General features: G+C 57.9%; 18 protein-coding genes. 11 read left to right on the top strand and 7 right to left on the bottom strand.

What is annotated here, in order from left to right; translation table 11 throughout:
- Position 1: 1 nt before the first annotated feature.
- The 7 genes from FHW77_RS19930 (at position 2) to FHW77_RS19900 (ending at position 6,485) form a co-directional block, all read left to right on the top strand.
- The gene (locus FHW77_RS19930) at positions 2–586 is read left to right on the top strand and encodes a nicotinate-nucleotide adenylyltransferase (protein ID WP_044459702.1); all 585 of its coding nucleotides are present in this window, start codon (positions 2–4) and stop codon (positions 584–586) included.
- A gap of 69 nt (positions 587–655) precedes the next feature.
- Positions 656–1,144 carry a ribosome silencing factor gene (gene rsfS, locus FHW77_RS19925; protein ID WP_004444112.1) on the top strand — a complete coding sequence of 163 codons (489 nt, stop codon included), beginning with the start codon at positions 656–658 and terminating at the stop codon, positions 1,142–1,144.
- 158 nt (positions 1,145–1,302) lie between these two features.
- Positions 1,303–1,785: a 23S rRNA (pseudouridine(1915)-N(3))-methyltransferase RlmH gene (rlmH, locus tag FHW77_RS19920; RefSeq protein ID WP_004444109.1), complete on the top strand. Its 483-nt coding sequence runs from the start codon at positions 1,303–1,305 to the stop codon at positions 1,783–1,785.
- A gap of 159 nt (positions 1,786–1,944) precedes the next feature.
- On the top strand, positions 1,945–3,342 hold the full coding sequence (locus FHW77_RS19915) for a murein hydrolase activator EnvC family protein (protein WP_034500115.1): 1,398 nt from the start codon (positions 1,945–1,947) through the stop codon (positions 3,340–3,342).
- Positions 3,332–4,660, top strand: a complete 1,329-nt coding sequence (locus tag FHW77_RS19910) for a S41 family peptidase (RefSeq protein ID WP_004444102.1) — start codon at positions 3,332–3,334, stop codon at positions 4,658–4,660. The genes FHW77_RS19915 and FHW77_RS19910 overlap by 11 nt, the downstream gene beginning before the upstream one ends.
- Before the next feature lie 62 nt (positions 4,661–4,722).
- Positions 4,723–5,916 carry a divergent polysaccharide deacetylase family protein gene (locus FHW77_RS19905; RefSeq protein WP_034500116.1) on the top strand — a complete coding sequence of 398 codons (1,194 nt, stop codon included), beginning with the start codon at positions 4,723–4,725 and terminating at the stop codon, positions 5,914–5,916.
- A 56-nt stretch (positions 5,917–5,972) separates the two neighbouring features.
- Positions 5,973–6,485: an RNA pyrophosphohydrolase gene (locus FHW77_RS19900; protein WP_004444097.1), complete on the top strand. Its 513-nt coding sequence runs from the start codon at positions 5,973–5,975 to the stop codon at positions 6,483–6,485.
- A gap of 32 nt (positions 6,486–6,517) precedes the next feature.
- Here the strand turns inward: FHW77_RS19900 and bfr are convergent, their stop codons facing one another.
- The 4 genes from bfr to FHW77_RS19880 all read right to left on the bottom strand — a co-directional run bounded on the left by bfr (position 6,518) and on the right by FHW77_RS19880 (position 9,617).
- Positions 6,518–7,009, bottom strand: coding sequence for a bacterioferritin (gene bfr / locus FHW77_RS19895; RefSeq protein WP_004444094.1), 492 nt, complete (start codon positions 7,007–7,009; stop codon positions 6,518–6,520).
- Positions 6,975–7,286: a (2Fe-2S)-binding protein gene (locus FHW77_RS19890; RefSeq protein WP_004444092.1), complete on the bottom strand. Its 312-nt coding sequence runs from the start codon at positions 7,284–7,286 to the stop codon at positions 6,975–6,977. The genes bfr and FHW77_RS19890 overlap by 35 nt, the downstream gene beginning before the upstream one ends.
- A 266-nt stretch (positions 7,287–7,552) precedes the next feature.
- Positions 7,553–8,278 (bottom strand): acetoacetyl-CoA reductase, encoded by a 726-nt coding sequence (gene phbB, locus FHW77_RS19885; RefSeq protein ID WP_004444090.1) that lies wholly within the window; start codon positions 8,276–8,278, stop codon positions 7,553–7,555.
- Positions 8,279–8,435: 157 nt separating this feature from the next.
- Positions 8,436–9,617 (bottom strand): acetyl-CoA C-acetyltransferase, encoded by a 1,182-nt coding sequence (locus FHW77_RS19880; RefSeq protein WP_004444087.1) that lies wholly within the window; start codon positions 9,615–9,617, stop codon positions 8,436–8,438.
- A gap of 243 nt (positions 9,618–9,860) precedes the next feature.
- Here FHW77_RS19880 and phaR point away from each other — a divergent pair, with 243 nt between their 5' ends.
- Positions 9,861–10,436, top strand: coding sequence for a polyhydroxyalkanoate synthesis repressor PhaR (phaR, locus tag FHW77_RS19875; RefSeq protein WP_004444083.1), 576 nt, complete (start codon positions 9,861–9,863; stop codon positions 10,434–10,436).
- 57 nt (positions 10,437–10,493) lie between these two features.
- Here phaR and FHW77_RS19870 read toward each other — a convergent pair whose 3' ends face one another.
- Together FHW77_RS19870 and FHW77_RS19865 are read right to left on the bottom strand one after the other, a co-directional pair.
- Positions 10,494–11,870 (bottom strand): MFS transporter, encoded by a 1,377-nt coding sequence (locus FHW77_RS19870; RefSeq protein WP_004444081.1) that lies wholly within the window; start codon positions 11,868–11,870, stop codon positions 10,494–10,496.
- Between the two features lie 104 nt (positions 11,871–11,974).
- Entirely contained in the window at positions 11,975–16,735 is a 4,761-nt protein-coding gene (locus FHW77_RS19865) for an NAD-glutamate dehydrogenase (protein ID WP_004444080.1), read from the bottom strand.
- 541 nt (positions 16,736–17,276) lie between these two features.
- On the opposite strand from FHW77_RS19865, the gene FHW77_RS19860 reads away from it, so the two are divergent.
- The gene (locus FHW77_RS19860; RefSeq protein WP_004444078.1) at positions 17,277–17,846 is read left to right on the top strand and encodes a CarD family transcriptional regulator; all 570 of its coding nucleotides are present in this window, start codon (positions 17,277–17,279) and stop codon (positions 17,844–17,846) included.
- A 71-nt stretch (positions 17,847–17,917) separates the two neighbouring features.
- On the opposite strand, the gene FHW77_RS19855 is transcribed toward FHW77_RS19860, so the two are convergent.
- Positions 17,918–18,421, bottom strand: coding sequence for a L,D-transpeptidase family protein (locus tag FHW77_RS19855; RefSeq protein ID WP_064263777.1), 504 nt, complete (start codon positions 18,419–18,421; stop codon positions 17,918–17,920).
- Between the two features lie 183 nt (positions 18,422–18,604).
- Here FHW77_RS19855 and FHW77_RS19850 point away from each other — a divergent pair, with 183 nt between their 5' ends.
- A complete protein-coding gene (locus tag FHW77_RS19850; protein ID WP_004444073.1) occupies positions 18,605–19,288 on the top strand; it encodes a response regulator transcription factor in 684 nt (227 codons plus the stop codon).
- Between the two features lie 122 nt (positions 19,289–19,410).
- Positions 19,411–19,866 (top strand): cyclic nucleotide-binding domain-containing protein, encoded by a 456-nt coding sequence (locus FHW77_RS19845; protein ID WP_004444071.1) that lies wholly within the window; start codon positions 19,411–19,413, stop codon positions 19,864–19,866.
- The last annotated feature ends 8 nt before the right edge of the window (positions 19,867–19,874 follow it).

Raw genomic sequence — 19,874 nt, 5'->3', positions numbered from 1 at the left:
CATGCCGCATGTGGAGCGCGGCATGGTTGTCGGGCTGTTCGGCGGTTCTTTTAATCCGCCGCATGCCGGTCACGCGCTTGTTGCAGAGATTGCGCTGCGCAGGCTCGGTCTCGATCAGCTGTGGTGGATGGTGACGCCAGGCAATCCGTTGAAAAGCCGCTCAGAGCTGGCCTCTCTCGAAGATCGCATCGCTGCCTGCGAAAAGCTCGTTCACGATCCTCGCATCAAGGTCACGGCTTTCGAAAAATCGCTGGGCATAAGCTATACCGCTAATACGCTCGCCAAGGTGAAGGCGAAAAATCCGCACGTGCGCTTCATCTGGGTTATGGGTGCCGATAATCTCAAGAGTTTCCATCACTGGCAGAAATGGCGCACGATTGCTGAGACTTTCCCGATTGCGGTGATCGACAGGCCGGGTTCGACGCTTTCCTACCTCTCCTCCACCATGGCCCAGGCCTTCAGCCAGGCGCGGATCGATGAGGACGATGCCGGTGTTTTATGGAAAAAACCAGCGCCCGCCTGGGTTTTCATTCATGGACCGCGTTCCACGCTCAGCTCCACCGCGCTACGTAACGGCCGCAAATGACACGGCCGATCACAAATGATGTATGTGACGGCCGTCTAAGGCTCCATATCTTGAAAAGTTAATGCTTTGATGCCACCTTCATTGTGTGACGCAGAGAATCGCGTCGCGCAGTGCCTGTTTTGTCATTCTTGGAAAGGAAAAACTCTGACAACAGTACACGCCAAGGGAAGAGCATTCGTTGCTATCCCGAAGGGCCAGGACAGTGGCGCCGATGCCGCCGGCCATGCCCTCGACACCGTCCTCGCGAGCCTCGAGGACTCCAAGGCTGAAGATATCGTCTCTCTCAACATTGCCGGAAAATCGGCGCTTGCGGACTACATGGTTGTGGTTTCCGGGCGGTCGAACAGGCATGTCTCGGCGATTTGCGAGCATCTTCTGAAAGACATGAAGGATGAAGGGTTCGGAAACGCCCGCGTCGAAGGTCTTGAGACCGGCGACTGGGTGCTCATCGATACCGGCGATATCATCGTTCATGTGTTCCGACCGGAAATCCGCGCTTTCTACAACATCGAAAAAATGTGGGCGACGCCGGACATGCCGGAAGAGACACTGCATTGATGCGGTGAGCCTTTTGAGCGAAGGCATCGTTTTTGCCGAAGATCGCCTGTGACTTCGGAGCGATGCTTCTGGCCGGAAATCAGGTCGGCCGCATAGGAATCCGCGCGCTATGCTGTTAAGAGCGTGGCCCGTTGGGCTACGACACGTGCAGGTTTGCGATGCGGATTTCAATTTTTGCGGTGGGACGGCTGAAATCCGGCCCCGAAAAGGATCTTGCGACCCGTTATATCGAGCGCCTCGCCAAGACTGGCCCGGCGGTCGGGCTGGAATTTTCGCGGGTAATCGAAGTCGCGGAAAGTCGTGCATCAAACGCAGAAACCCGCAAGCGCGAAGAGGCGGCGATGCTGGAAAAGCATCTTTCCGATGGCGCAGTGCTCATCTTACTCGATGAGCGTGGCAAGGCGCTCGACAGCCCGGCCTTTGCGTCCTTTTTCGGTGATCTGCGCGACAGCGGCAAGCGCGAACTTGTTATCGCCATCGGCGGGGCCGATGGTCTCGATCCCGGCCTTTATGACAGGGCGACAGCCGTTCTCAATCTCGGCAAACTGACATGGCCGCATCAGATTGTCCGCATCCTGATTGCCGAGCAGCTTTACCGCGCCGTTACCATCCTATCCGGTCACCCCTATCACCGGGTATGACGCGTGGACGGATGCGGGTGCCGTCGCAATTTCAACATGAAGCTCGGCGACACGGCTGACATGGGCATGGTCGTCGGCCGCCCCTTACAGGCCTCTTGGAAGATCGCGGTAAAATCCCTAATATCGGCGCTCCCTGCTTCGGCATCAAAGAAAGTTCAGATGGACAAGAAGTCTCCAGGAAAACGGCACGCGGCCCTTGCGGGCGCGGTTCTCGCTGCTTTCGTTGTGGGGATCGGTCCGACCTATTCGCGCGATGATGCAGGCGCCGTTCCCACCGAGAATGGCGATTTATCTCCAGATGAGTTGCAGTCGCTGGAGAAGCGTCGTGACCAGAACCGTCAGGATCTGGAGGAGCTGGTCGACAGTATCGGACTTTCCGAGGACAAAACAAGGAAGCTCGAGGAGAGCATTGCATCCCTCAATCAGGACAGCGCCCGTATCCGGGAAGAGTTGATTGCGTCGGCTGCGAGACGCAAGGCGCTGGAAACCAAGATCAGCGATGGTGAGGATCGCCTGGCCAAGCTTTCGGTGCGCGAGGACGGCGTCAAGGCGTCTCTACGGGAGAGGCGCGGTGTACTGGCTGAGGTTCTGGCCGCGTTGCAGCGCATGGGCAGAAATCCGCCGCCCGCCCTGCTCGTTTCGCCGGAGGATGCGCTTGCTTCCGTTCGCAGCGCCATTCTTCTTGGCGCCGTTGTGCCCGGCATTCGCGGTGAAACGGACAAGCTGGTCGCCGCTCTCAAAGAATTGACCGATCTCAGACAGGCAATCGCTCGCGAAAAAGACGATCTTACGGGTATGATGACGGCAAGTCTTGAAGAGGAAAAACGCCTCGACCTGCTGATTGCCGAAAACGACCGCAAGAATTCCCAGACGGCGGCGGAGCTGGAGGCGGAGCGCAAGCGGTCCGAAGAACTTGCGAGCAAGGCGACGAGCCTCGAAGGGCTGGTCAGTTCGCTTGAAGGCGAAATTACCTCGGTACGGGAGGCGATGGAAAAGGCGCGTGCGGAAGAGCAGCGTCTGGCCCGTCTTTCGGAGGCGGAACGCGAAAAGCAGCGCGCCGCGGCCGAGGCTGGAATGCCCGATAAAAACCGTATTGCGCCCGCATATCCCTTCGCGAGTTTGAAGGGAAAGCTGGAGTTTCCGGTGGCGGGCGAAGTGCTGCGGCGCTTCGGCGATGCGGATGGTACGGGCCATTTTTCCAAGGGAGTTGTCGTCGCGAGCGGCCCGGAGGCCATCGTGACGGCGCCTGCGGACGGTTTCGTGGTATTTGCCGGCGATTTTCGCAGCTACGGTCGCATGGTCATCCTCAATACCGGCGATGGGTATCACGTGGTCATGACGGGCATGGATAATGTAAGAACCCGGCAGGGCATGTTCGTGTTCTCCGGAGAGCCGATCGCCTCCATGGGGGCAAAAAGAGTAGCGAGTGCAGCAGCATTGGCGCTGGAAACCGACAGGCCAACGCTCTACATTGAGTTCAGGAAAGATGGTGTACCGGTTGATTCCCAACCGTGGTGGACCGCAAAAAATACCGGAAGGGCGCACAATGATTCGTAAGGTTTCGCTTCTCCTTATCGGTGGGCTTATGGGCGCCACGGCGATGAGCGTGATTTATTCGGCGAGCATGCCGGCACAGGCGGCCGGGCCTTCGACCTATAAGGAGCTGTCGATCTTTGGCGACGTGTTCGAACGCGTGCGTGCGCAATATGTGACGCCGCCGGATGACGAGAAGCTGGTGGAAAATGCCATTAATGGCATGCTCAGCTCGCTCGACCCGCATTCAAGCTTCATGAATGCGAAGGACGCTAACGACATGCGCACCCAGACCAAGGGTGAGTTCGGCGGCCTCGGCATTGAAGTGACGATGGAAAACGAACTGGTCAAGGTCATCTCTCCGATGGATGATACGCCAGCATCCCGCGCGGGCATTCTTGCGGGCGACTTCATCTCCGAAATCGATGGTACGCCGGTTCGCGGACTGAAGCTGGAGCAGGCGGTCGAAAAGATGCGCGGCGCAGTCAAGACGCCCATCAAGCTGACCGTCATCCGCCAGGGCGCCGACAAGCCGCTTGAAATTACCGTTGTGCGCGACGTGATTGCCGTTCGCGCGGTCAAGTCGCGTGTCGAGGGCGACAATGTCGGTTATCTGCGCGTCATCTCCTTTACCGAGAAGACCTACGACGATCTTGAAAAGGCGATCAAGAAGATCAAGGCGGATGTTCCTGCCGACAAGCTGAAGGGTTACGTGCTCGACCTGCGCCTCAACCCGGGCGGTCTGCTCGATCAGGCGATCAATGTCTCCGACGCCTTCCTTGAGCGTGGTGAGGTCGTTTCAACCCGTGGCCGTAACCCCGACGAGACCCGCCGCTTCAACGCAACGGCCGGCGATCTGACCGACGGCAAGCCGGTGATCGTGCTCGTCAACGGCGGTTCGGCTTCGGCGTCTGAGATCGTTGCCGGCGCTCTGCAGGATTTGCGTCGCGCGACCGTTGTCGGCACGCGCTCCTTCGGCAAGGGTTCGGTTCAGACGATCATTCCGCTCGGCGAGGCCGGTGCGCTGCGTCTGACCACCGCGCTCTATTACACGCCGTCTGGCAAATCGATCCAGGGAACAGGTATCGAGCCCGATATCAAGGTAGAGCAGCCTTTGCCGCCGGAATTGCAGGGTCGCGTCACGGCAGAGGGCGAATCCAGTCTCTCCGGGCACATCAAGGGTCAGAGCGAAACGGACGAAGGTTCGGGTTCTTCGGCCTATGTTCCGCCGGAGGCCAAGGACGACATCCAGCTTAACTATGCGCTTGACCTGTTGCGTGGCGTCAAGACGGATCCGTCTTTCCCGCCCAACCCGGAAAAGGCTGTGGTCAACAAGCAATAAGAGCGTTGTGCCGGCTTCCGGCACTCCATCTCGATTGACAAACCCTCTGGATGGATCGTTCATTGCCTTCGGACCTGCGAAAACCGCTTCTGGGTCGTCAGAAAAAAAGCGCCGGTATCAACCGGCGCTTTTCCGTCATTATGGTTCTGGCGGCGCTTGCGGTTCTTTCCATCGGCGGACTGTCCGTCTACACGGCGCTCTCGCCCGCCAATCTGCAGAGGACGGCGACCGGGCCGGACCTTGAACTGACGCCTGCGCAAAACAAAGCTGAACCATCCGTACCGGACGGGGAGGCCGAAACGGCTGGTCTGCAACCGGAAAGTGGCCGATCTGGCGCGAACATCAATCGTGCGACCATGCCCGATGGTAATGTTGTCTCAGTCTATTCTCCTCGGCCCCGTGATAATGACGGGCCCGTGTTGATGAGCGGCCAGACCTATGGCCAGGACCCGCGGATGGCCACGCGGCCCAACGAGGAATTGCTCGAGGATACGGCCTTTGGCAGGTTGCCAGTGGTGGGCGCCGACGGATTGCGACCGATGGAGCAATATGCGCGGCCCTGGTCGGGAGCGCGGGGCACGCGGGTGGCGATCGTGGTCGGTGGTCTCGGCCTCAGCCAGACAGGCTCGCAAAAGGCGATACGGGAACTGCCGCCGGAGGTGACGCTTGGCTTTGCCGCCAGCGGCAACAGCCTTCAACGCTGGATGCAGGAAGCACGCCGTGAGGGGCACGAAATTCTTCTCCAGATACCGCTGGAGCCCTTTGGTTATCCCGGCACCAATCCCGGCCCGGATACATTGATTGCCGCCGATCCCGCCAAGGTAAACCTCGACCGGCTGCATCGATCCATGGCCAAAATCACCAATTATACCGGCATCATGAATTATCTCGGCGGGCGCTTTCTCGCCGAGCAGGCGGCGCTGGAGCCGGTGATGCGTGATATCGGCAAACGTGGTCTGCTATTTCTGGACGATGGTTCGTCAGCGCAGTCCCTGAGTGGCGGGATTGCAAAGGCCATCTCTGCCCCCCAGGGTTTTGCCGATATTCTGCTCGACGGCGAAGTGACCGAAGCTTCCATCTTGCGGAAGTTGGACGAATTGGAGCGGGTCGCGCGCCGCAATGGTCAGGCGATCGGGGTGGCTTCTGCTTTTGATGAAAGCATTGCGGCGATCTCGCGGTGGTCCCGGGAAGCGGCGGGCCGCGGTATCGAGATCGTCGGCGTTTCCGCCCTTGTTTCGGAGCCGGCGGGGCAGTAAACCTTGCCTGCGGCCATTTCCGCGCCCTTGTGGCGCTCAGACAATGCGGGAAACCCATGACAATCAAAGCAGAAGATTTGCCCTATCGTCCCTGTGCGGGGATGATGGTTCTGAACGCCGAAGGCCTGGTGTGGGCCGGCCGGCGCATCAAGGAAGGCAATTCCGAATATGATGGCTCGCCGCATTTGTGGCAGATGCCACAGGGGGGGATTGATGAGGGCGAGCGGCCTCTGGCCGCGGCCATTCGCGAGCTTCACGAAGAGACGGGAATGAAAACGGTGCGGCTGCTGGCGGAAGCGAGCGACTGGATCCACTACGATCTTCCGCCGGAACTGATCGGCGTCGGATTGAGAGGTAAATATCGCGGCCAGGCACAGCGCTGGTTCGCATTCCGGTTCGAAGGCGACGAAAGCGAAATCCAGATCGATCCGCCACCGACGGGGCACGCAGCCGAATTCGATGCCTGGGACTGGAAGCCGATGGAGAGCCTGCCTGAACTCATCGTTCCGTTCAAGCGCGGCGTCTACGAGAAAGTGGTTGCCGAATTCCGGCACCTTTCCGACAAATAAAAAAGGCGGCCGCCGGCCGCCTTTTCCGTATTTCAGTGGTCTTCCGCTTCGTTGGCGGAATCCGCATTGAGCTGGCCGTATTTTTCTTCGCCGATCTTGCCGAGCAGTTCGAGCTGGGTCTCGAGGAAGTCGATATGACCCTCCTCGTCGATCAGCAGCGTTTCGAACAGCTTCATCGAAACGTAGTCACCGGCCTCATGACAGATATCGCGGGATTTCTTATAAGACGCTCTTGCATCATATTCACCAGCAAGGTCGGCTTCGAGCACTTCCTTGACATTCTGTCCGATACGCAGGGGAGCAACGGTCTGGAGGTTGGGATGGCCCTCCAGGAAGATGATCCGGTCGATAAGCTTGTCTGCGTGCTGCATCTCTTCGATGGATTCCGCACGCTCCTTCTTGGCAAGCTTGGTGTAACCCCAGTCATTCAGAAGCCGGTAATGAAGCCAATACTGGTTTACTGCACCGAGTTCGAGAAAAAGGGCTTCGTTAAGCCGCTCGATGACTCTTTTGTCGCCTTTCAATGTCCGCTCTCCTGTTCTCTTCGTGGAATCGCTTCAGGCGGGACATAAAATCAAAAACATCGGCCTCAGTCGAGTGCCGACGGGCGTGATATTCTTCCGTGGTTTTGATAATCAGGTCGACAACGGTCGGAAAACAGCCACAGCAGCGACCTCGCTTTTCCATGGCATGATACACTTTTGCGGGAACGATAAGCTGCCAACAGTCCTCATCGAGGAGCTCGTTGATAACGTCCTTGATCTCATGATCGGTGATGTAATTGCAGCTGCAAACCAGCATGATGGACTGCCTGTATGACGCAACACGTTGTTTTCGTTCTTAAACCAAAACAGGACAGCGAATGTCAAGAAAAACCTCTTTTCAAATTCATAACGATTTTCTAGACTCGTTCTAAACTATACGAAAAATGTCGCATTTTCATTGGTTTAGCTGTCTCTTTTTTACGTCCTGTCCCGCTCAAGTTTTCGTGCGCGCCAAAATGTGCTGTCACGATATCACGAGAAGTTTACTGATCTGAGCCGGCCGGAGCAGCAGGCGTGTAAATGTCAGGCGAAATATTGACCGCCATTGGCCGTCATTGTGGAACCGGTGATAAAGCCAGCCTCGTCCGAGACGAGAAACAGGACACAACGCGCGATCTCCTCCGGTTCCCCAAGCCGTCCGATGGGGATTTGTGGCACGATCCGCTCGGCCAGAACCTTCTCCGGGATCGCTCTCACCATTTCCGTGCCGATATAGCCGGGGCAGATGGCGTTGACGGTGATATTGCGGCTTGCGCCCTCCTGCGCGAGCGCCTTGGTGAAGCCGATATCGCCGGCTTTCGACGCGGAGTAATTGACCTGGCCCGCCTGACCCTTCTGTCCATTGATGGAGGAAATATTGACGATGCGGCCGAAACCGCGCTCCCGCATGCCCGGCCAGACGGGGTGGGTCATGTTGAAGACGCCGGTGAGGTTCGTATCGATGACATCACGCCACTGCTGCGGTGTCATCTTGTGAAACATGGCGTCACGGGTGATGCCGGCATTGTTGACGAGGATTTCGACCGGCCCGAGGGTTTCCTCCACCTTCGCGATACCGTTGACGCACGCGTCGTAGTCGCGCACGTCCCACTGGAACGCAGGAATGCCTGTCTCCGTCTGGAATGTCTCCGCCCGGTCCGTCGTGAAGGCATAGTTGACGGCCACCCGATAGCCGGTTGCCTGCAGGGCGCGGGCGATGGCGGCACCTATACCGCTCGTCCCGCCGGAAATCAAAGCAACCCGGCTCATCTAGGCCTCCATGACCTGTCATTGAAGCGCCTGCAGTTGTGCAGGTGCTTGTTCGTCGTGCTCAACCGCCACAGAAATGCGGCCAATGGGAGGCCGCTTCTATCCTATTGTCCGCTGAACCGGAATTGCTTTTTGGCAAGCGAGGGCGGCCCGCGCGTCAGAGCGCCTCGATGCACATGGCTACACCCATGCCGCCGCCGATGCAGAGTGTCGCAAGACCCTTGGACACGTTACGGCGGCGCATCTCGTAAATCAGGGTGTTCAGGACGCGGGCGCCCGAAGCGCCGATCGGATGGCCGATGGCAATCGCTCCGCCGTTGACGTTGACGATATCAGGATCAAGGCCAAGCTCGCGCACGACGGCACAGGACTGGGCTGCAAACGCTTCGTTGGCTTCGATGAGGCCGATATCGCCTACCGACCAGCCGGCCTTGGCCAAGGCCTTGCGGGAGGCGGGAATGGGGCCGGTGCCCATGATCTGCGGATCGACGCCCGCCGTCGCCCAGGAGGCAATACGGGCTAGTGGCTTGATGCCGCGCTTTTCTGCTTCCTGTTCCGACATCAAAAGCGTGGCGGCTGCGCCGTCGTTCAGACCTGAGGCGTTACCCGCCGTCACGGTGCCGTCCTTGTCGAAGGCAGGGCGCAACTTGGCCATCGTTTCCAGCGAGGCGCCGGCGCGGATATGTTCATCGGCGTCGATGACGATATCGGCCTTGCGACCCTTCACGGTGAAAGCGACGATTTCGTCCACGAAACGTCCGGCAGCCTGTGCGGCTTCAGCCTTGTTTTGCGATGAGACCGCAAACTGGTCCTGCTCATCCCGGGAGAGTTGCCACTGGCGGGCTATGTTTTCAGCGGTGATGCCCATGTGATAGCCGTAAAAGGCGTCGGTCAGGCCGTCCTTCAGCATGGTGTCGATCATCTTGAAGTCGCCCATTTTCACGCCGCCACGCAAATGGGCGCAGTGAGGTGCCATGGACATGGATTCCTGACCGCCGGCGATGACAATGCCCGCATCACCCGTCAAGATTTGCTGCATGCCGAGGGCCACGGCGCGCAGTCCCGAGCCGCAGAGCTGGTTGAGGCCGAAAGCGGTCGCTTCCTGCGGAATGCCTGCCTTCATTGCCGCTTGCCGCGCCGGGTTCTGCCCTTCGCCCGCGGTGAGCACCTGACCGAGAATGACTTCATCAATTTCGTTCGCCGCAACGCCGGCACGTTCAAGCACGGCACTGATAACGGTCGCGCCGAGTTCGTGGGCTGGCGTATTGGCAAAGTGGCCATTGAAAGAACCGACGGCGGTGCGCGCAGCGCTGGCAATCACGATTGAAGGCAGGGTCATTTGTTTTCTCCTCACTTGCGGGCGGAGACTGGCAAAGCTTTCAATCCAAGTCAAATGACGAAAGTTGCTTTAAAAGATATTGCTAAATCACGTTGGAATCTTGCTAAAAATTGCTGCGCAAAAAACAAACTGTTGCGATGCACAAAACATTTGTCAGACAGCGCATTTTGCGCATACACTTTGCGCCGGGAAGAGCAATAACACCAAAAAACAAAAAAATACCATCATCGCGAGGAGGCGGGCATGGCGAAACACGACGGCGAAACGATCATTAAAAAATACGCCAATCGGCGGCTCTACAATACGGGAACCAGCACCTATGTGACGCTTGATGATCTGGCGCAGATGGTCAAGCGTGGTGAAGACTTCAAGGTTCAGGACGCGAAGTCATCCGAAGACATCACGCACGCCGTGCTGACGCAGATCATCGTCGAACAGGAGGCCAAAACCGGCAATACGCTGTTGCCGACGGCGTTTCTGCGTCAATTGATCTCCTATTATGGCGACCAGATGCAGATGGTCGTGCCGACATTTCTCGAACATTCCATGAAGACCTTTTCCGACCAGCAGAGCCAGATGCAGGAGCATATGGCCAAGGCTTTCGGTGACGGCTCGCTCGCCCGCAATTTTCAGGCGCCATTGCAGATGATGGAAGAGCAGATCCGCCGTAATACGGAACTGTTCCGGCAGGCGATGCAGGGTTTTACGCCTTTTGCAATGCCACAGGCGCCGAAAGAGGCCCGCAAGCCGAATGCATCCGAAATCGATGAGCTGAAGGCGCAGCTGCGCGCATTGCAGCAAAAGCTCGACCAGCTCTGAGCCAGCGCCAACTGGCCGATGCTCGACTTTAACAAGGCGTCGGCCTCACTTGCGCCTTCAGCCTGCCGTTCGTTCGGGCACGCGCAGTAGCATCATGAAACCGGCTCCGAGAAAGACGATCAGCGTTGCCATGCCAATGTGGGCGGAGCCGCTGAGAGTGGTAGCTATGGAAAATGACAGTGTCGCCATGAAGCTCGTGGCGCGACCGGAAAGCGCATAGATGCCGAAATAGCGGCCGGCTTCCGCTACGCTGATGTTGCGGGCAAGATAGGAACGCGATGAGGCTTGAACAGGGCCGAAAGCAAGCCCGATCAGCACCCCATAAAGCAGGTAGGCCTTTTCGGCTGCTGTCGCGAAGAAACTGTCATTGTCATCCGTGGAAAGTTGAAGCAATCCGAATAGGGTTGAACCTTTTTGTGTGGAAACGATGCCAATGGTCGCAAGCAAAAGAAGCACCAGACTTATGAGTACGGTGTTGCGCGACCCGAGGGTTTGATCAACACGCCCTGCGGCAAAGCATCCGACGATGGCGACGACATTCAGAAGGATGCCAAAGAGACCAGTTTCAATTGTCTCCCACCCGAACATTCCCGCCGCGAATGCGCCTCCCAAGATTACGACGCCATTCACGCCATCCTGATACAGCATGCGCGCGATCAGAAACCGTAGCAGCATGGGGCGGTGACGAAGCTCGCGAAGTGTCGTCTTTAACTCCCGAAGTCCGGAGTGGATTGCGGCCCCGAAAGGCAGACCCTTGTTAGAGTCCGGGGTCAATAAGAACATTGGCAGAATGAATATCAGGTACCAGAGTGCAGCAATTGGTCCGGTTATTCTCGCGTCCTGCCCGGAGGCGGGGTCGAGGCCGAAAAGAGGCGTGATTCCCACGAGCGTCAGTCCGGTCTTGGGGTTTGCCGCCAGCAGGGTGACGACCGCAATCAGCACCACCATGCCGCCGAGATAACCGAGGCCCCAAGCGAGATTGGAAATGCGCCCCACATTTTGCGGGTTGGTGAGCCGCGGCATCATGGAATCGTTGAAGACGATCGAGAATTCCGCCGCGATGGAGGCGAGGATCATGCAGATAACGGGCAGAATGACCGGCGATCCCGGTGCCGCGTACCAAAGGAGACACAGGCTGACGATCTTGATGACGGCAAAAAAGGCGATCCACGGCTTACGTGCGCCGGACTGGTCGGCAATGGAGCCGAGGATAGGGGAGAAGAGGGCGATGATGATCGACGAGACCGTCGCCACATTGCTCCATGTCGCCTGGGCCGCAATGGGATCGTCGGTGAGGCGGGCGACGAAATAGGGCCCGAAAACGAAGGTTGTGACAACCGTGAAAAACGGTTGCGCCGCCCAGTCGAACATCACCCAGCCCCAGATGCCGCGTTTGGTAACGACTGCTTGCGCATTTGGGGCAGGGCTAGTCATTCATCGTCCTATCGGAAATTGGGAAATACGGCGCGATGCCGGTGCATCGTCTTGTCTGGCGCCATCCGGGTGGTGACCCGGATGGCGTTTTTAAAGGCGGCCAATCAGCGTGCCTGAACGATATCGCCAAGCAGGCCCGCCGCCACGGTGAGCCGCGCGAGGTTTGTATCGCCGCTCTCGCTGAGTGCGCCGAGTTCGGAGACGATACGATTGACCCGCACGCGATCCGCCGCATACCAGGCCTGAACCGGATCCTTTTCCCTGGCATATTCTGTCAGGGCGGAGATAACGATCCGGCGTCTCGATGAGGAAATCTGGTCCTGGCTGCGCAGGAGAGCCAGGCTCTCGTAGTGATCCGCCGGTGTGATGCGCTGGCTGGCATCCAGCAGGCGCGCGACACGGAAGGTCGAGGAGACGGTGGCGTAGCTTTCAGCGGCGCGCGCGAGCGTTGTGCCCGCACTCTCGGCGATGCGCATGATTTCAGGCACATAGACGAGCAGCGAGAGCGTATCGAGTTCCTCCAGAAGAGCGGAAGGAACCCCGTCGATTTCCGTGATGCCGAGTTCGCGGCGATATTTCGCCGCTGCCGGTGACAGCGTCTTGATCGCGGTTTTCAGGCGCTCGATTTCCGTCGCCATGTCGCCCGGGGTCGCACCCGCGCTCCGGGTTTGCAGATAGAGCCTGCTCGCATCCGTGAAGATACGCGTGATCGTGGCATAAAGCCCATTCTGAACTTCGCCCCCGATCTGGCCGTCAAGCGCATCGACCTCGCTCCACAGTCGTTTGAGACCGAAGCCATCTTCAACGATTACCGCTGCCTTGACGACATCGGCCGCAAGCAGACCACTTGCATCGGCAAGTTTCTGCACGAAGCCGGGGCCGCCGCGATTGACCACGGCATTGGCAAGTGCGGTCGCGACGATTTCGCGATGCAGGCGATGCGATTTGATATCATCGGCATAGTTCTTCTGCATCTTGGCCGGAAAATAATCGACCAGCAGATGCTGGAGATAGGGTTCGTCGGGAAGCGTGCTTGCCACCAGTGCATCAAATAAAGTGAGCTTGGCATAGGACAAGAGCACCCCGATCTCCGGCCGGGTCAGCGGTTTGCCGGTGGCGTATCTCTCGCTGAACTCGGCATTGTTGGGCAGGGTTTCGACCTTGCGGTTCAACTGCCCGGTTGCCTCCAGTGCGCTCATCAGGCGGCCGAGTTCTTCCCGGTTTGAAAGGCCCAGCCGCTCGGTCAGCGAGATCGCCAGCGATTGCAGATAGTTGTTGCGCAATACCAGCTGCGCCACCTCAGGCGTCATGGAGGCGAGAAGCTGGTTACGCTTCGGCATCGTCAGGCGACCGCTATTGACGGCGGAGGCGAGTGCGATCTTGATATTGACCTCGACGTCGGAGGAGTTCACGCCTGCCGAGTTGTCGATGGCGTCGGAATTGCAGCGCCCGCCCGAAAGCGCATAGGCGATGCGCCCCTTCTGGGTGATACCGAGATTGGCGCCTTCGCCGATGACCTTGGCGCGCACCTCCGTGGCGTTGACGCGGATGGGGTCGTTTGCCCTGTCGCCCACCTCGGCATTCGTTTCCACCGCCGCCTTGATGTAGGTGCCGATGCCGCCGAACCAGAGGAGATCGGCCGGGGCCTTCAGGATGGCGGTCATGATTTCGAACGGTGTGGCGACTGATTTGTCGATGCCGATGGCCGCCACAGCTTCCGGAGTCAGCGTCACCGATTTTTCTGAGCGCGAAATGATCATCGCGCCGGCAGAGAGAGCCGAACGGTCATAATCCTGCCAGCTGGAACGTGGCAATTCGAACAGCCGCCTGCGCTCGGCGAAGGATTTGTCGGTATCGGGATCCGGATCAATGAAGATATCGCGGTGGTCGAAGGCGGCGATAAGCCTGATCTTCTCCGACAGCAGCATGCCGTTACCGAAGACGTCGCCGGACATATCGCCCACACCCGCCACCGTGAAGGGTGTGGTCTGGATGTCGGTGTTCATCTCCCGGAAATGGCGCTTCACCGTCTCCCATGCGCCACGCGCGGTGATGCCCATCTTCTTGTGGTCGTAACCGGCCGAACCGCCCGATGCGAAAGCATCGTCCAGCCAGAAGCCGGCTTCATGGGCAAGGCCGTTTGCCGTATCGGAGAAGGTGGCCGTTCCCTTGTCGGCGGCGACGACGAAATAGGGGTCGTCACCATCGAGCCGCAATGTGTCAGCCGGCGGCACGATGGCGTCGTCGACAATATTATCGGTGATGGACAGCAGTGTGCGGATATAGGTCTTATAGGCCTCGCGGCCGGCATTGAAGACCTCGTCGCGGGAGCCGCCGGCGGGCAGGTTCTTGGGGAAGAAACCGCCCTTGGCGCCGACGGGCACGATGACCGCGTTCTTCACCTGCTGCGCCTTGACAAGACCGAGCACCTCCGTGCGGTAATCCTGGCCGCGATCCGACCAGCGCAGACCACCGCGTGCAACCTTGCCGAAACGCAGATGCACGCCTTCGACCTCGGTTCCGTAAACGAAGATTTCGCGGAAGGGGCGCGGATCGGGCAGGCCGTCCAGATGTTTGGGATCGAATTTGAATGCCAGAATGTCACGCGGCGTGCCGTCGGCATTTTTCTGGAAGTAATTGGTGCGCAGGGTTGCATCGATGGCGTTGACGTAACGCCGGAGGGTGCGGTCCTCATCGAGATTGGGAACGCCGCTCAGGGCTGCTTCGATTGCCTTATGAATTTCCGCGAGTTTCTTCAGCCGCTTCTTCTCTTCGATGGATGGATCGAAGCCGGCCTTGAACAGCGCGAAAATATTCCTGGAGATGTCAGGATATTTATAGAGCGTTTCGGAGATATGTTCCTGCGAATAGACGATTCCGGTCTGGCGCAGGTACCGTGCGTAGGCGCGCAGCACCGAGACTTCGCGCACCGTGAGACCGCAGGCAAGGATCAGGCGGTTGAAGTTGTCATTGTCCACCTTTCCTGAAAAAGCAGCAAGGAAAGCTTCTTCGAGTTTCTGTCCGTAATGCGGCAGGTCGAGTGTCGTGCTGGCCGCGACCGACAGTTCCATGTCGTGCAGCACGATGTCGTGCTTTTCGCCATCCGCCACGACGCCGATATCGAAAGTGCGCTCGCTGATGACATTAAAACCAAGATTTTCGAGCAGCGGAACACGTCGTGAAAGCGGAAGATGGCCTTCGCGGTGGAAAATCTTCAGGGATAGCGTTCCCGCCGGCTGGCCTTCCTGCTGATAGAATTCAATGCGGACCGGGTCGCCTTTCACGGCGGCCAGAATATCAGGCATGTCGCCGATCGCCTCTTCGGGCGTGAAAGCTTCCTGATAGGCCTGATCCACTTCCAGCACCGGTGCGCCCGGTTCGGACAGGGAGACGAAGTGATCTATCCAGCGTGCCGCAATATCGCTGACGGCATCTTCGAGCTTGTCCTGGGCGATGCGGGGCGTCTTGCCTTCCGTGCGGCCAACAATGAAATGGACGCGGGCAACGGCGCCTTCGGGGAAGGCGGGATAATAGGCGGAGATATGCCCGTCATAGACCCTGCTCAGATAATCGCCGATCTTCTCGCGCACATAGGAATTATACTCCTCGCGCGGAACGAAGATGATGGCCGAAACGAAGCGGTCGAAACGGTCTATACGTGCGAGCACGCGCACACGCGGACGGTCGCTGAGCTCCATGATCTGCTCGATGAAGCGGATCAGAAGGTCGGTTTCGATCTGGAAAAGATCGTCACGCGGATAGGCTTCCAGCGTGTTCTGCAGGATGCGGCCCGAATGGCTGTTTGGATCGAAGCCGAAATGCCGCTCGACTTCCGCGACCTTGGCGCGCAGCAAGGGAATTTGCTTGACCGAACGCGTATAAGCAGTTGCAGTGAAAAGGCCGACGATGCGCAGCTCACCAACGACATTGCCGTCCTCGTCGAAGCGCTTGATACCGATATAGTCCATATAGGCGCGACGATGCACGATGGACTTCACATTAGCCTTGGTAACGATGAGGAAATCCGGGCCATCGAGGAAGGCAAGGATTTCCGGTGTCGTCGTCACGGCATTCTTGCCGAGGCGCAGCACGCGGACATCCGGGTCGCTGAGGCTGCCGAGGCCGACGCCGTCACCGCGCTCGATCTTCGCGTTCTTCCCCTTGCCGGAATAGGTGTAGTCACGCATGCCCAGGAAGGTGAAATTGTCGTTGCGAAGCCAGTTGAGGAATTCGACCGCCTCCGTCCGTTCGGCCTTGCGCCGCGACGAGCCGCGTTTCGACAGTTCATCCAACGCCTCGTCTAGCTTCGCCAGCATGGGCCGCCAGTCGCGATAGGCCGATTCCACCTGCTTCAGAACGAAGCGAAGCCGCTCTTCCAGAGCCGAGGCTCCCTGCTGCGAAAGCGGTGCTATGTGCAGCTGGATAAGACTTATATTGCCGGCCGGATCATCATCGGGCTCGGCAAGGCGGTAACCACCCTTCGCATCATCGTCTCGGACGAGGATCGGGTGCACGGCAAGATAAAGACCACGATAACTGCTGGTGACTTCGCCCATAACAGAATCGTAGAGGAAGGGCATGTTGCGGCCGATAATGGTCAGAACCGTTACCGGCACGTCCCGCGGGGAAACACCCTCGACTTGGGAAATGCTGATATGAGGGGTGTCCCCGGTCCATCGCGAAAGCGCCTGGAAACTGTGGGCGGCACTCGCCGCCAGCATCTCGGCGGAATAATATTCTATATCGTCGACACTTGCCCTTCCATAAAGAATACCAGGATCAAGAAATTCGACATTTTCGGCAATTGCCTGCTGGCGCGCTTTTTCGATCTGTTTTTCGCGTTTTGGATTGTTTCTGTAGCCCATTTGACGTGGATTCCTCCAAAAATCACACTTTAATATAAAAAAGCATCGCCAATTTGCGGATTTTGCCTTTTCAGTCGAATCGGATATTGGCGTGGAATTACGAAGAGTTTAAGAGGCTATCGTGTTTCTTCAGGCGGTAAGTGAAATTTTTTTGCTTCTTTTCTCGCGAGGCTCAGTTTAGAAGCATACGACAGTATTTTTGCGGCTAATTTTTAAGCGGTTCTTGAGCCGCAATGTGATGTTGCGGCCACGGTTGAAGCAAATTATTGATTTGCGCCTATTTTTGTGGTACACCAACAACACTGATCCACAGCGCGGCATTTGTGTGCCCAAAAACACCACGAAAGCAACACCTCTTTTGCACGCGGTTTCCGTGACATATCGAGCGTTTACGTTATCGAACCCCGCGAGGCGGGAAGGTGTATTTTTGCGTGCACGGCTGGACCAGTGCGGAATCACCTGACGGTTCCCCCGTCTCATCAGGGCCTGACCGACCCAACCCCGGCATCCCCGGGTATGTAACAGGGAGTTTTTAGAACGAATGACGACCCAGCAGAAGAAATCTCCAGCACATCACGGCTTTAAAACCGGTGAAGCGATTGTGTATCCCGCTCATGGTGTCGGTACCATTTCTGCCATCGAGGAACAAGAAGTCGCCGGCATGAAGCTTGAGCTTTTTGTCATTGATTTCGAAAAAGACAAGATGCGTCTTAAAGTTCCCGTCGCCAAAGCCGTCAGCATCGGCATGCGCAAGCTTTCCGAAGGCGATTTTGTCGAGCGGGCGCTGAAAGTGGTGCAGGGCAAGGCACGTGTGAAGCGTACCATGTGGTCGCGCCGTGCGCAGGAATATGATGCGAAGATCAACTCCGGCGATCTCATCGCGATCGCGGAAGTCGTTCGCGATCTCTACCGCGCGGAAAACCAGCCTGAGCAGTCCTATTCCGAGCGCCAGCTTTACGAAGCCGCTCTCGACCGCATGGCGCGCGAAATCGCCGCTGTCAACAAGATGTCCGAAACCGAGGCTGTTCGCCTGGTGGAAGTCAACCTTGCCAAGGGCCCCAAGCGCGGCAAGGCTGTCGAAGAAGACGATTCTCAGGACGAAGCCGCGTAATCGCCGGCCTCTTCCTTCTAAAAAAACCCGCCTTTATGGCGGGTTTTTTGTTGTCCAAGTGCCGGCTTAATTCACAAGATGCGGATTTTCGTGCCTTCGCGCAGATGCGGCAGGACGCGCCGCATGTCGCGGGGATGCAGTGCGACGCAACCTGCTGTCGGTTCATATCCCGGCCGAATAATATGCATGAAAATTGCCGAGCCGCGGTTGCGGCTTCTTGAGGTGACGTTCCAGTCCAGCACGAGACAGACATCGTAAAGGCCATCTGTGCGCATCATGTCCTCGTGGCTCGGCGCGAAAGGTGCCTTGACCAGCCTGTTATAATTGGGGTTGCCGGGCTCATCACACCACAGCATCGATTTCCGCGTGCGTTGCATCGGCAGGGCAGTCGTGATGGCGGACATGCGGTCGCCGCGATAAAAGCCATGCAGCAGGCGGGTCACGGAAATCGGCGACTTTCCGTCACCTTCCCGTTTTCGTGCAGTCCGGCCATTGCGCCCGATGGCAGCCGGAAATGTGAGATGGCCGAGCTGAACGATGGCCCGGTTGATTTTCAAAGGAGCTGGCCGAACCATGAGCGTTGATGCGCGTTTACGTTGTTCTACGGGACGTTTGCTCATGTTTTTCACGAGATTTTGCTTTGCAGGTTATTTAACGTGAAGTCATAGCACTTCATCATGTGATGGCAATGGGTTGACCTTTTACCGGCAAACCGCTGAATTGGCTGACGATTAAAGTAAGAAAGGCTGAGAATCCGAATGACGGCTCGCACTATCCTTCTCGTGGACGATGACGACGATCTTCGGGAGACGCTGACCGAGCAATTGTCTCCCTATGAGGAATTCTCGCTGTTGAGCGGGGCAAACGCCGCACAGGCGATGCAGACCGCCAAAACTTCGCAGGTCGATCTACTCATCATGGATGTCGGCCTTCCCGACATGGATGGCCGCGAAGCCGTGAAGCTTTTGCGCAAGGGCGGCTTCAAGGCGCCCATCATCATGCTCACGGGTCACGATACGGATTCCGACACGATCCTCGGCCTTGAGGCTGGCGCCAATGACTATGTGACAAAGCCTTTCCGCTTCGCCGTGCTTCTCGCGCGCATCCGGGCCCAGTTGCGTCAATATGAACAGAGCGAGGATGCGGTCTTCACCGTTGGTCCTTATCAGTTCAAGCCCAGTCAGAAGCTCCTGACGACCGAAGACGGCAAGAAAATCCGGCTGACGGAAAAAGAGGCCGCGATCATTCGTTATCTCTACCGGGCAGGCAGCACGGTCGTGACGCGTGACGTCCTGCTGGAAGAGGTCTGGGGTTACAATTCCGGGGTCACGACACACACGCTCGAAACGCACGTTTATCGCCTGCGTCAGAAGATAGAGCGGGATCCTTCCAATGCGGAGATTCTCGTAACCGAGAACGGTGGTTACAAGATCGTCCCCTGACATGCCCCCCCGGGGGAGTCCCCCCCGAGTTGTTGAGCATTGCTCTAGCACCTTGTGTTTTGAAGGCCGATATTGGAAAACCGCTATAGCAATGCAGGCGGTTTTCCGGAGTAACAATCGACATGGCCTTGACCGACGATATCATGCTGCTGGGGCAAGTGCCGTTGTTTGCGGGCTTCAGTGATGATCAGCTGCGGCTCATCGCCTTCGGCGCAGAGCGCCGGCGTGTCGCGGCGGGACAGACCTTGTTTCGCGAACACTCCCCCGCCGAATGCGCCTTTGCGGTGACGTCAGGTCATTTCGAGCTTTTTTCAGCCGGACGGGACGGCAAGCCCGTGCTGCAGGCTACGCCCGGAAAGGGCGCCCTGCTTTCGGAACTTGCGCTTTTTACCCTTTGCGAAAGAAAATTTACTGCCGTGGCTGCGGAAGATTCCGAAGTCATCCGGATAACGCGCATTCTCTTTCACCGCCTGGTGGAAGAGTTTCCTGAGGTCGCCGACATCGTTTCGGCGCGCATTCGCGACAATATCGCGTCTCTGGCCGCCGGTGCGGCCCGTTTGCAGAACCGCTTCATGTGACCGCGCGC

This window comes from Agrobacterium sp. RC10-4-1 (assembly GCF_014138475.1).
GTDB classification, from domain to species: Bacteria; Pseudomonadota; Alphaproteobacteria; order Rhizobiales; family Rhizobiaceae; genus Agrobacterium; species Agrobacterium pusense.
The sequence above is the reverse complement of the archived record's forward strand: the minus strand, read 5'-3'. Positions and strand labels throughout refer to the sequence as shown.

Excerpts from the sequence above, each read along its gene's own strand:
- FHW77_RS19915 (WP_034500115.1), top strand. The coding sequence starts at position 1,945 with ATGGACAAGAAGTCTCCAGGAAAACGGCACGCGGCCCTTGCGGGCGCG.
- FHW77_RS19855 (WP_064263777.1), bottom strand. The coding sequence starts at position 18,421 with ATGGTTCGGCCAGCTCCTTTGAAAATCAACCGGGCCATCGTTCAGCTC.
- FHW77_RS19930 (WP_044459702.1), top strand. The coding sequence starts at position 2 with ATGCCGCATGTGGAGCGCGGCATGGTTGTCGGGCTGTTCGGCGGTTCT.
- FHW77_RS19865 (WP_004444080.1), bottom strand. The coding sequence starts at position 16,735 with ATGGGCTACAGAAACAATCCAAAACGCGAAAAACAGATCGAAAAAGCG.
- FHW77_RS19890 (WP_004444092.1), bottom strand. The coding sequence starts at position 7,286 with ATGCTGGTTTGCAGCTGCAATTACATCACCGATCATGAGATCAAGGAC.
- FHW77_RS19860 (WP_004444078.1), top strand. The coding sequence starts at position 17,277 with ATGACGACCCAGCAGAAGAAATCTCCAGCACATCACGGCTTTAAAACC.
- FHW77_RS19870 (WP_004444081.1), bottom strand. The coding sequence starts at position 11,870 with ATGACTAGCCCTGCCCCAAATGCGCAAGCAGTCGTTACCAAACGCGGC.
- phaR (WP_004444083.1), top strand. The coding sequence starts at position 9,861 with ATGGCGAAACACGACGGCGAAACGATCATTAAAAAATACGCCAATCGG.
- rsfS (WP_004444112.1), top strand. The coding sequence starts at position 656 with ATGCCACCTTCATTGTGTGACGCAGAGAATCGCGTCGCGCAGTGCCTG.
- FHW77_RS19900 (WP_004444097.1), top strand. The coding sequence starts at position 5,973 with ATGACAATCAAAGCAGAAGATTTGCCCTATCGTCCCTGTGCGGGGATG.
- FHW77_RS19845 (WP_004444071.1), top strand. The coding sequence starts at position 19,411 with ATGGCCTTGACCGACGATATCATGCTGCTGGGGCAAGTGCCGTTGTTT.
- FHW77_RS19910 (WP_004444102.1), top strand. The coding sequence starts at position 3,332 with ATGATTCGTAAGGTTTCGCTTCTCCTTATCGGTGGGCTTATGGGCGCC.
- FHW77_RS19880 (WP_004444087.1), bottom strand. The coding sequence starts at position 9,617 with ATGACCCTGCCTTCAATCGTGATTGCCAGCGCTGCGCGCACCGCCGTC.
- rlmH (WP_004444109.1), top strand. The coding sequence starts at position 1,303 with ATGCGGATTTCAATTTTTGCGGTGGGACGGCTGAAATCCGGCCCCGAA.
- FHW77_RS19850 (WP_004444073.1), top strand. The coding sequence starts at position 18,605 with ATGACGGCTCGCACTATCCTTCTCGTGGACGATGACGACGATCTTCGG.
- phbB (WP_004444090.1), bottom strand. The coding sequence starts at position 8,278 with ATGAGCCGGGTTGCTTTGATTTCCGGCGGGACGAGCGGTATAGGTGCC.